This window comes from Staphylococcus epidermidis (assembly GCF_006742205.1).
Lineage (GTDB): Bacteria > Bacillota > Bacilli > Staphylococcales > Staphylococcaceae > Staphylococcus > Staphylococcus epidermidis.
The window spans coordinates 1,053,475-1,066,771 of the sequence record NZ_AP019721.1 but is presented as its reverse complement, the minus strand read 5'-3'; the positions used below and the strand labels follow the sequence as shown (position 1 = coordinate 1,066,771).

General features: G+C 31.2%; 2 protein-coding genes. One reads left to right on the top strand and one right to left on the bottom strand.

Features of this window, described 5'->3' with window-relative positions:
- Window positions 1-184 precede the first annotated feature (184 nt).
- Window positions 185-1,447, top strand: a complete 1,263-nt coding sequence (locus FNL83_RS05365; protein ID WP_001830813.1) for a BaiN/RdsA family NAD(P)/FAD-dependent oxidoreductase — start codon at window positions 185-187, stop codon at window positions 1,445-1,447.
- A gap of 371 nt (window positions 1,448-1,818) precedes the next feature.
- Here the strand turns inward: FNL83_RS05365 and FNL83_RS05360 are convergent, their stop codons facing one another.
- Window positions 1,819-12,897: a SasC/FmtB family protein gene (locus FNL83_RS05360; protein WP_001832672.1), complete on the bottom strand. Its 11,079-nt coding sequence runs from the start codon at window positions 12,895-12,897 to the stop codon at window positions 1,819-1,821.
- Window positions 12,898-13,297 lie beyond the last annotated feature (400 nt).

Below are 13,297 nucleotides of genomic sequence, written 5' to 3'. Positions count from 1 at the left end.
TCACAAAATAATAGTTGTTTGTCCTATAAAGATAACTTTAATTAAAATCAATATGGACTTTAATAGACTCTCAACTTCAATTTTAATATTATTTGCCAAGTTTTATATTATAATTATTATCTTAAGCTTTGTCATCCTATTCCATTTACAATAATTAAGATAAAAAGGTATGGAGGTTATCATCATGTATCAAACAATTGTTATCGGAGGTGGCCCAAGTGGGGCTATGGCTGCGGTTGCTGCAAGTGAAAAAAATAAATCAGTTTTATTAATCGAAAAGAAAAAAGGTCTTGGACGGAAACTAAAAATCTCAGGTGGTGGTCGTTGCAACGTAACTAATAGACTTCCATATGATGAAATCATAAAAAATATTCCGGGTAATGGTAAATTCCTATATAGCCCTTTTTCAGTTTTTGATAATCTTTCTATTATAAATTTTTTTGAAACCCGTGGAGTCAAACTTAAAGAAGAAGATCATGGTAGAATGTTTCCAGTTTCAAATAAATCTCAAGATGTTGTTGATGTGCTTATTAACCAACTCAAAGAAAATCATGTTGAGGTTAAGGAAGAAACACCAGTTGTCAGTGTTTCGTATGACCATAATTTTAAAGTTAAAACACAAATAGGTGAATTTGAAAGTCACAGTTTAATTATTGCTACAGGCGGTACATCAGTTCCTCAAACCGGTTCTACTGGAGATGGTTACAAATTTGCAAAATCTCTAGGTCATTCTATAACAGAATTATTCCCTACTGAAGTGCCTATCACTTCATCAGAAACTTTTATCAAATCAAATCGCTTAAAAGGGTTAAGTTTAAAAGATGTTAATTTATCGGTCTTAAAGAAAAATGGTAAAAAAAGAGTAAGTCATCAAATGGATATGATATTCACACATTTTGGAATTAGTGGTCCTGCTGCTCTTAGATGTAGTCAGTTTGTTTATAAAGAGCAGAAAAATCAAAAAAAGAAAAATATCCATATGCAATTAGATGTTTTTCCTGAACTAAACGTAGATCAACTATCTCAAAAAGTGAGAAAAATACTTAATGCAGAACCAGATAAATATATTAAAAATAGCTTGCGAGGATTAATAGAAGAGCGGTATTTATTGTTTATTCTCGAACAATCTGGTATTAATGATGAAATGACTGCACATCATTTATCAAATCAACAGTTTCAAACTTTTATTAATCTTCTAAAGACTTTTACCTTTACAGTAGATGGCACACTTCCATTAGACAAAGCTTTTGTGACAGGCGGCGGTATTTCTTTAAAAGAAATAGAACCAAAAACTATGATGTCTAAATTAGTGCCAGGATTATTTTTATGTGGCGAAGTCCTAGATATTCATGGATACACTGGAGGTTATAATATAACAAGCGCATTAGTTACGGGTCATGTTGCTGGAATGTTTGCTGGTGAATTTAAAATAGATCAAAACAAATAATTTTTATTATTAAACTTATCTAGATTGTACATAAACTAATTCATAAATAGTATTTCTTAATATTTCCACAACATAACCACCATTACAATTAATAATTTGTTATTAGAACGTGATAAAGGTATTCAACTCCATTAAATTTATAATTATTATATTTCACATATAGATGGTAAATATTAATAACTACCTTAAATGAACTGATTTAGTATTGAAAAGAATTTACATTTTGCTATTCTTAAAAGACGTATAATAATAGATTAGCGTCGATTTTATATTGAATATCTAAAAATACTCCCTTCAAAGTTTTCATTATATTAATGTCTACTTTGAAGGGAGTTTATCAATTGATATCTCCGGTTTTGTGATTTATAAATTTAGTCATTTACTTTTTTATCTTTTTTCTTTTTACGTGAGGACATGATTGCTAAACCAGATATTAAAGTAACTCCTGCTAATGGTAGTGATTTATCAGCATTTCCTGCCTCTGGTAGAGATTTAATTGTATTATTCTCGGAACTATAACATTGATTAGATTTTTCCGTCATAGATGTTGATGAACGTTGACTACTCAATATTTTATCTTCTCTTATTTGTATTGACTTAAGTTTTTCAATCGTTTCGTTAACTATTTCATCAACTTCTTTATTTGTGGTTACTTTATTAAGTTGACTTAAAGCGTTACTAACAATTTCATTTATCAATGTACGAGCATTTTGTTTCACTCTAGTACTAGCACTTAAATTTGCATTTATCATTTGCTTTACATGGTCTGCTTCTAATTCAATTTCCTTCGATGCTTTAGCTTTTTTACGTACAATTGAGTTTAATTTATCCGCTTCAACTTTAAAGTTTCGGACAATTGTTTCAATTGAAACAAATGTTTCAGCTTCGTCAATCTGTTTATGTGCACGATTGATTAATGCTTTAAGTTTACTTACAAATATTTGTTTTTCTTCGTTAGTCGCTCTAGAAGATATGTCATTAATTTTATCGTCACTATATCCATCAATGTATGCTTTAGCTTCTAATTTTTTATGTGCTTGAATTTCAATCGAGTCTATTAAAGATATACTTTCTTTTAATGCAGCGCTCACTGATTCATTATTTTGAGATTGATGAATATGATTAATAGCTGATTTTAAAGCTTGTTCTAATTCATTGATAGCTGATTGCTTTTCTTCAATAGTAGCTTCTTGACTTTGTTTAAATTTATTTAATTTTTTATCTGCTAGTTCTTGAATTTCTGCTATAGCTTCAGGCTTTTTAATGGCAATGACAGAAATTTTATTAATTTCAGAATTTGCTATTTCTTTAGCTCTATTAACAGCTTCATTTGTTAATGCTTGGTCAATTGAAACATTTGCTTGTGTTAGAGTTGTGTCTAATTGATTTAATGCGATATCTTTTTCTTCTTTAGTCGCTTCTTCATTATCATTAATTAATCCGCGAATAACTTCTGCTTTTTGATGAATTTCATTTCTTGCAGCTGATTTAATTTCAATAACAGGTAGTATTTTAGAAATTTCATCAATACTTTGTTTTTTAATATTTTTAACTTCTTCATTTGTTTGAGCTTTATCTATTGCTTCGGCTATTCTTGCTGCAGTTTTAATTAATTTATCGATAGCCGAGGCTTTTTCTTCAACTGTAGACTCTTTATTATTCTTTATTAAATCACGTTGAGCGTCTAGTTGAATAGTGATTTCATTTAATGCTTGTGGTTTGATAGTTGATATTGGTTTGATTTTATGAATAGCTTCAATCGTTTTGTCTTTAGTATCATAAACTTCTTGATTTTTATTAACATTATTAATTGTAATAAATGAATGATTTACTAATGTATCAACTTGTTTTAAAGCTTCTTCTTTTTCTTCTCTTGTCGCATCACTATTTCCATTAATACGTTCTCTTTGAATTTCAGCTTGTGCATTGATTTCTTCAAATGCTTGTGGTTTAACTTGTACATCCGCACTGATTGCTTGTAACAATGTTATTGCGTTTGATTTTGTTCCAAGTACTTCGCTATCAGTGTTAGCTTCTCGTATTTTTTCATTTGCATCATCAACAATCGCCTTAACTTTATTCAGTGCAATTTGTCGTTCTTCTTCTGTAGCATATGGCGTATTATTGATAGAGTTGTTTAATTGACTCGCCATACCACTAATTGCTTTTCTGGCAGTTGGCTTTTGAGTTATGTTGATAAATATACTATTTAATTCATTTAATCCAAATAATTCATCTTGCGCAACTTGTATATCCTTTCGGTCTTTTTCAATGGCATTGAATACTAAAGATAATTGTTCTTTTACATGATTAATCGCATCATTACGTTCCTCGTGAGTAACATCTGCAGTATTTTCAAAAGTTTTAATCAATTGTTTAGCAAGTGCATTAAGTACAGAACGTGCTACCGCTTTTGTATCTACACGTGGTAAAATAGTTTTCATTTTTTGGGAAACTTCATTATAAATATCATCAACTTCATTATTTGTGTGCGCAAGACCAATTTGTTTTTTTGCATCTAAAAGTATTTTATTTAACTTACTATTAGCTTCTTGAAGTTCATCTTCAGTTGCATCAGGATAACCATTAATTATAGCTTCTTGAGTATCTGAAACATCATATAATTTTAATATAGCATTTTTCTTTTTATTATATTCTGGTCTGTATTCAGTTATGTTATTCAACCCAGAAGTTTTAGCATTATCTACTTCATTATCTGTATTAGCTTGATTTATAGAATTAATGATTTCTTTAACCTGTTCATCTAAATGTTGTAAAGCATTGTCTTTTTCCTCTTGTGTAGCACTAAATTCTTGCTCTATTTCATCAATTTTGTTTTGTTGCGCTTTAACAATTTCAGCTACTGCATTACGTTTTTTACTAAAATCTGGTCTGAAGTTATTGATTTGATCTAAACTATTTTGCTCAGCATTTTCAACTTGCTGATTAGTTTGAGATTGATTTACATCATTTTTGGCTTTTTCATGAATTTGATTTAACTGATTTAAACCCTCTCTTACTTCATCATGAGTTGCATTTTGTGTTTGATTAATTTCAGTTTTCTTTTTTTCTACTGCGCTTTCAATTTTAGATTTGGCAGTAGGTTTTTTAACTACAAGTGGTTGAATATCTCTAATTGTACCTATACCTTTGTTCTTTTCTACATTCACTTGGTTGGTATCTGGTGCATCCTCAATAGCTTGATTTGTTGTCTCGACAACGTGATTTAAATTGTCACTAGCAACTAATTTTTCTTCAGTCGTTGCTTCATCATTACTATTAATTTGTATGTTTTTCTGCTCTTTTTCAGCATTTACATCAGCTTTAGCTTTATCTTTAACTGTAGTAGCAGGTAATATATTTTCAATTTCAGCTATTCCGTTTACTACAGTCTTTTCTACATCATCATTGGTTTGACCTTTATCTATTTTAGCTATGGCTTTTTTAAGAACTTCTTGTAGTTTTGCACTTGCTTCCTGTCTTTCTTCAATTGTTGAATTAGGATGAGTTGCAATAGTACTTTGTTGTTGGTTAGCTTTTTCATTTAATCTGTGACGCCCGGTTGCTTTTGTTTGTGGATGTGGTTGAATTTGCTCTATATCTTGAATACTACGTGTTTTCGCATTATCTACATCTTTATTTGACTGTGCTTGATCAATATTTACTTTAGCCTGATTAAGTAATTGGTTTATTTTATTTAATGCTTCAGTTTTTTCTTCATTCGTAGCTTCTTGGTTCTCTTGTATTTCTTGAGTTTGTGAATTAAATGCTTCTTGGATTGCATTTAAAGCATCTCGTTTCTTACTAACTTGTGGTACAATTGCCTCGATTTTTGGTCTAGCTTTATCTAAAGCTTGATCAACCTCGTTGTTATGATCTACATTAGCAATTTCATCTGATGTGGAAGTTAGTACATTTTGAAGCAATCTATTAGCTTCAGCTTTTTCTTCTAGTGTTGCATCAGGCGTATTTTCAATAATTTTCTTTTGATTATCAATGAATTGATTTAATTGGTTTTTAACGTTTTGTTTCTTGATAACTTCAACTTGAACAGCGTTAATATTTTGAACAGCTTGATTTTTAATATTATTAACTTCATCAGTAGTGTGCGCTTTTAGGATATTAGCATCTGCTTCTTCTTGAAGACGATCAACTTTATTATTTGCTTCTTCTTTTTCTTCTGCTGTCGCATTTGGTGTTTGATCTATTATAGCGTTTTTATTTTTAGCTTCGCTAGCTAGAGCTGCTAATGCATTAGTTTTGACTGCTGTACTTGGTAATATTTGGCTAATACTCGTGTTACCACTATTTTTAGCATCATTAACTAATTGTGTAGTTGTAGCATTAGTAATATTGTTAATAGCATCAATTTTAGCAACATTAACTCTATCTATAGCGGCTGATTTTTCTTCAGTAGTTGATTTATTATTTGCATTGATAGTATCAATTTGACTTTGCGCATCTTGTTCAATTTCTTGTTTAGCATTACGTTTAATTATAGTCTCAGGATGGACCTCAGAAATTTTAGCAATTCCATTATTTTCCGAAATTTTCACATCATTATTTGAGTGTGCCTGTGATACTTGATTTAACGCTTCATTCTTTACTTCTTCTAATTTGCCAAGTGCTATTTGTTTTTCTTCTAGTGTCGCATCTTGATTTTGATTTATTAAAGTCGTTTGTTCCGCAGCTTTTTTTCTAATTATTTCATTAGCCTTTGGTTTTACAATTACAATAGGTTCAACATTTCTTATTGTTTCTAATATATTATTTTTTTCGTCTGTAACATTTTGATTTGCTAAAGCTGCTTGTATTCTATCATTGACTCCATTTGTTTCTTGATTAAGTCTCTCAAGGGCTTCTTGTTTTTCTTCTGTTGTAGCATTTTGTTTCTGGTCTATTGTCGACCTTTGTTGACCTATTGCTTGAGCAATGTCTGCTTTAGCTTGTGTTTTAGTTTGAGTTGACAACACAATACGTTGTAACTTTTGCTTACCATCTTCTAAATTCTCATCCACTAACGCATTTGTATTTGCACCATTAATATTGTTACGTGCTTGTGCCAACGTATCATCTATAGATTGTATTGCCGTATTTTTCTCTTCAGTAGTTGCATCTTGATTGGCTCTTATATCTGATTTTTTACTTTCAGCTAGATTAGTCAAAATATTAATGGCATCTTGTCTTTTATGTGCATTTGCATTAATCAATTTAATTGCAGTGATAGCTTGTGCTTTTACGTTATCAACTTGATTATCTTGTGTACTTTCATGAATTTTTTGAATTTGTTCATTTAATTTTTGGGTCACTAATTGCTTTGCAGCCTCTTTTTCATCATCAGTAGCATTACCATCATTACCTATTAACGTCTTTTGATTATTAGCTTCTTGAGTCAAACTATTTATAGCAGTCGGTTTTTTGATCACATTGGGTTGTACACTCTTGATTGTAGCAATACTATTTGTTTTAGATTCATTTACTTCTTGAGTACTATGTGCATTATTAATATTTTGTATTGCTTGTGCTAATCCAGCATTGACTCTATTTGTTGCCTCTTGCTTTTCTTCTTCGGTTGCATCAGGCGTGTTATTAATTTGGATTAATTGTTCTTGAGCTTTGTCATTTATTTCTTGCTTAGCATTTGTTTTAGTTTGAGTTGATGGTTGAATATTGTTTATTTTTTCTAACCCATTGGTTTTAGCACCATTGACTTCCCTTTCAGTATCACTATTTGTAATATTAGATTTGGCTTCAATTTTCGCTTTTTCAACCAGCTTTCTAGCCTCTGCTTTTTCTTCATCTGTTGCATCGTTGTTACCATTGATGATTGTAACTTGTTGCTCAGCTTTTTTATCAATAGCCGTTTTTGCATCTGTTTTAATTGTTGTTGCTGGTATTATGGTAGCAATCTCATTCATGCCGTTATCTTTAGCATTATCAACTTGATTATTAGTTTGCGCTTGATTGATATTTGTTATAGTTTTATTTTTACTAATCTCAAGAAGTCGTTTGGCTTCATCTTTTTCTTCATTAGTTGCATCTTTGTTATTATTAATTAACTCTGTTTGTGAAATAAATTTAGTTTGTAACTCTTGGAGCGCATCAGATTTTCTAGTTGGATTAGCATGAATCGTTTCTAATTCTTGAAGTCCAATATTTTTGTGCTGTTCAACTTCATTGTCACGTCTATCTTGATTTATTAGATTCTTAACTTCATCTCTTTTACCATTCAATCTTTGAATTGCATCTTGTTTTTCTTCTTCTGTAGCATTGGGCGTTGCATTGATTTGACGCTTTAAATCCTCAAACTTTGAATCTAATTCCACTCGAGCGGATGGTTTTTTTGCAACATTTGCTTGAATATTAGTTATCGTATCTATAGCCTCAGTTTTTGCATCAGATACTTGTTGGTTTGTTTGCGCTTGATCAACTTTGTTGTATCCTGCATCTTTAGCTATTTTTAATTTATCTAATGCTTTTTGCTTTTCTTCATCTGTTGCATCTGGTGTAGTGTTGATAGTATTACTTTGCTCATTATATTTATTATCGATACTTTGTTTAGCATCAGATTTTTTGTGCGCATCTGGCATAACTAATTCAATTTCATGAATGCCGTTAGATTTAGCTTGTGCGACACCATTGTTACTATGTTCATTTTGAATTGCTGTTCTTGCTTCATTTGATTTTTGATTTGCCAATTGAATAGCCGCTTCTTTTTCCTCAGTTGTAGCAGTTTGATACGTTTGAATTTGATTAATCTGTTGCGCGAGTTTTTGATCAATATCTTTTTTTGCTTTTGACTTAACAGCGGTTGCTGGTAAAACGTTAGCTATTTCATTTATTCCTGCTACTTTAGCATTTTCAACATCATTATTTGAAGATAAGGAGTTAATATTATCTAATGATTTTTGTTTTGTAGCGATAACTAAATTGTTGGCGACCTCTTTTTCTTCATCTGTAGCATTATCATTATTATTAATAAATTGCGTTTGTTGTGTTGCCTTTTGTTCGATTGCATTTCTTGCAGACTCTTTCTCAACAACTTGTGCATTAATTCGAGATAAAGAAGTTATCGCGTCGTCTTTGATAGTTTTGACACCTTGGGTTGTATGTTCTGCATTTATTTGTGCTTGAACTCTTGCTAATTCAGCACTTACTCTATTTATTGCCTCTTGTTTTTCTTCATTAGTTGCATCAGGCGTGTTTTGAATATGATTAATCTGTTCATTTGCTTTATTCTGTACTGCTTGTCTAGCTTCAGATTTCACAGTAGTTGCTGGTGTTATATTTTCTATTTTATTTATTCCATTAGTTTTCGCTTCATTTACTTGATCTCTAGTACTATTGCGTTGAATATTATCTTTTGCTTCAATCTTAGCTTCTTCAATTTTACGATTCGCTTCTTGAATTTCTTCATCTGTAGCATCATTTATTCTTTGAATTTTTATTTTCTTATCAGCTGCTTTAATATCAATATCATTTTTAGCATTTCTTTTAATTGATGTATCAGGTGTAATTGCATTTATGCTTTGTCTACTATCACTCACAATACCATCAATTTGATTATTCGTTGTAGCATTATCAACCTTACTAATTACATTTTGCTGTGATGCATTAACTAAATTATTTGCGACTTCCTTCTCTTCAGTTGTAGCATCATCATTATTTTGTATAGTTTGTTTATGTTGTTGAACAATATCATTAATCGTAGTTTTGGCTTCTTGCTTTTTCCTAACATTAACTTGTGTATTTTGAATATTTTGAATTCCACTAGTAAGTGCTGTATCCACATTTTGATTTGTTTGTGCTTGATTTATGTCGTTGAGTGCAGTTTCCTTTGCTTGTGTTAATCTAGTTAACGCATCTTGTTTTTCATCTTGAGTTGCATGAGGTGTTGAATTTAACTCAGCTTCTTTTTCTTGGAACTTTTGATTTACTTGGTCTCTAGCTTGTTGCTTTTTAGTGAAATTAGTCTGTATTTTACTGATATTACTTATACCTATATTTAAGGCGTTGTCGACATTTTGATTAGAAGCAGCCTGTGTAATTTGTTCATCAGCTAAATTTTTAGCATCATTCAAACTTTGAATTGCTTTTTGTTTTTCTTCTATAGTGCCTTCATTGTCAGTATTAATCGTACTCTGCCTTTCATTTGTTTTAGCAATCAATGCTTGTCTGGCTTGAGATTTTTTTTGAACATTGACATTAGTTTGAGTAATAATTTGTTCTGCATTACTAAGTTCTTGATCAACATCATCATTAGAATTTGCTTGGTTGATATGGGTAATGCCATTGGTAACAGCTTGCGAAACAGCACTGACAGCTTCTTGTTTCTCTTCAGTGGTAGCATCAGGTGTTTGAGCTATTGCTGACTTTTTCTCGTTTCCTTTTTGTTCTAATATTGTTTTTGTATTATTTTTCTTAACTGCGTTAGGTTGATCTTGATTAATAGTATTTATGCCATTATTCTTAGCTTCAGAAACTTGCTGAGTTGACTGCGCTTGATTGATAGTTGCTATTGCGGCCTGCTTATGTGCTTCTACTTGATTTAATGCATCCTCCTTTTCTTCAGTTGTTGCCATATTATTTGAATTAATTTGTTGATTTTGTGCAATAGCTTTAGCTTCTACTGCTGCACGTGCATCCTCTTTAATCTTCGTTGCAGGACTAATAGCAGATATGATACCACTTCCAGTTGTTTGTGCTTGATCAACATCTCTATTAGTAGTTGCATTGGTAATATTTTGATTTGCAGTTATGACTGCTTCATTAACTTTACGCTCTGCATCAGCTTTTTCTTCAGTCGTTGCATTATTGTTTGCTTGAATTAAACGTTTTTGTTCATCCGCTTTAGCATTGATAGTTGCTATTGCATTTTGTCTTTTCACTGGAGTTAATGGTACTTGTTGTATCGTATTCGTTCCATTATTTTGTGCTTCAGTGACATCATCATTACCTTGTGCAGTGTTAATATTTTGAATTGCTTCATCTTTTGATCTATTAACAAGTGCGATAGCATCATTTCTCTCGTCTAATGTTGCTTGTGTATTATTGTTGATATCCTTAATTTTTGAATTTGCACTGTTGGTAACTGCCGCTCTAGCTTCTGCTTTTTTAGTTGGATTTGGAACATCTGTAGCTATTAATTTCGTACCATTGTCTCTAGCTTCATTTACAGTGGTATCTGTTTCTGCCTCACCTATTTTGGCGATAGCATCAGATGAATGTGCCTCAACTTGTCTAATCGCTTCATTTTGTTCTTCGGTAGTTGCCTCATGATTGTTACGTATAAGCGTCTTTTGTTGATCTGCTCTGTTATTCACAACTTGTCGTGCATTTGGTTTTGTTACTGGATGTGGAGTATCACTTTCTAGAGTATGTAATCCAGCCTCTTTGACTCTTTCAACACCATCATCTGTAAGTTCATCATCAATGTTATTAGAAATTTCATTTTTATGATTTTCAATTTGATCAACTAATGTATCTTTTTCTTCAGTAGTTAATTCTGTACTATCATATACAGCATCAGTCATTTCTTGAGCTTTATCATTAATTTCTCTCGAAGCACTCACACGATTTATTAGTGTTGTTTGTAATTCGTGTAACAAATCATCAATTTGAGTTTGAGAGTATCTTTGGTTAAAAGGTGTATTGTTTGTTTCTTCATCCAGAACAGTCTGAGCACGTTCTTTCAACTTATTATATTTATTATAAGAAGCAAGTGTATAGTTCGATGGGATGATATCCTTATTGACCTGTTCTGATAAATCGTCTTTATTCATGATGACATTAATACTGAAAGGTGTTTGTTGACCAGTAACAGTATTGTCATTAGTGTTAATGTAATATTCAGAAAATGTCTTATATTTAATTGCTTCATTGAAAGTCACTTCACGTGGCGTTGAGATGTTGACAGGTCTAAGCTTGTATCTAATATTTAGTATTTTATTGGGCAAGAATCTAGCAACATCCTGAGCACTTCTTCCTAAATTTAAACCATTACTACTAAACGTTAAAGTATGATTTTGTCTATCGAAATTAACTGAAAACGGATTTACCGTAGAATTAGGCACATTCCCGTTAACAAATGAAACTTCAGTTGAATTATCAACGTATTCGAAATTTTCTGGTAGTGTTACTTTATAAGTAAGTTCATTTTGACCTATAGCAGCAGCGAAGTTACCATTATTCTCTATACGAGTATTAACTTCAAATTCTTTACCATTCTTTACATTTTTGTTAACTTGTCTTGATTTCACATATAGATGTGAACCAGAATTAACACCAATTGTATCTATAAAAGAATAGTATCTATACCCATCATGTAGCTGTTGAATTCTTTTAAAATCTGAGTGTATTTCGTTCATAGGTAGAAATTGAACTTTTAACCTATGTACGTTATCAGGTAACTTGAATAAACGATATACGCCGCCTCCTTGAATATCAGTTGAAGCAATTTCTTGATTATTTTCTGCATTTCTTAAAACTAATTGAGTTCCACCTTTTCTGTTTTTAGCAGTCATTGTATTAAATGAAAATATTATCTCAGAATTAGGGTTCACTGAAAATTCTTTTTCTATACCGTTGAAACCATCATGATCATTCGGATCATTTCCTTTAATACGTCCTAAGGCTACGACATTATCTATTGCTTGATAATTTTTCGGATCGGCACTATCAAACACGCTTGTACGTTCTAACACACTATTTAATAAACCGACCTTACCACCATTAACCATTGTAAAGCCATTTAGACTATCAACTACCTTTACCTCAGGTCGAGAGCGATTAGTACTTGTCTTAATTCCTAAATCATCAAATGTAATTACAGTGTTAATGCCATTTGGACCTGTATTACTTAAATTTGGATCCGTATTTTGAGTTGTACTTGTCGTGTCATTTCCGCTATTTGTATCTAATGATCTTTTCCCTCTTTTTTTAGGTTTACTTGATGATTCTGTTGTAGCTTTATTTTCTGGAATCGATGAATTTGAATGATTTGAGTTCGTGTGATTTGTTACATCTTCAGATTGGGCTTCAATATGATGTTTAGCCGGCTGATTAACATGTAACCCATCGTCACTCGTATCATTATTTTCATTGATATTGGTATAAGATGCTGTTTGAGCAGATTCAGCTTCTTCAGTATTTATTGCAATTGGTTGAGCGTTATGATTAGGAACATTTTGTGTTTGCTTATTTTCAGTAGATGAAGGTACTGTTTGCCCAGATAATGTATTTGTGGTTTCCTCACTTATAGGATTAGACTGAGATGTGTTTTCTAACCCTCCATCAGATTGAGCTGTAGTGTCATTATTTTGAGAAGGTTCCAGTTCTGATGCTGTTGCTTGCCCCGGATGAGCTAAAAATGCGACTGTAGCTATTAATGCTGAAAAAATACCTATATTAAATTTTCTAATACTAAATTTCTGTTTTCTAAATAGATTCATTAAATTGGCCTCCTAGTTGTAAATTCTTTATGATGTATGTCTAATGAACTTTGAAAAATATTTAAAGTAATGACTCATCCCAATATCGCTCATTTAATCAAACACAACTATTTAAAGTCTTTTTAATTTTATCATCTATATTATTCTAAATCTAGTAGTATAAAAATTTATCTTAATATATTTTTAAATGATATCAGAATTTGTTTTTTGAGATCCACATTGAATTATTTAATGATTTTTATATCAAAAAAAGTACGACTAAGATTTCAAATAAAAATCTTAATCGTACTCAGTGACCACATTTGTGATTTACAGTGTAATTCCAGAATTTACTAGAATAAATTATAAACTCATTTGTATTAATTTTTAATTTAGAATATCGTTATCTACAACTTCGAAG

Excerpts from the sequence above, each read along its gene's own strand:
- FNL83_RS05360 (WP_001832672.1), bottom strand. The coding sequence starts at position 12,897 with ATGAATCTATTTAGAAAACAGAAATTTAGTATTAGAAAATTTAATATA.
- FNL83_RS05365 (WP_001830813.1), top strand. The coding sequence starts at position 185 with ATGTATCAAACAATTGTTATCGGAGGTGGCCCAAGTGGGGCTATGGCT.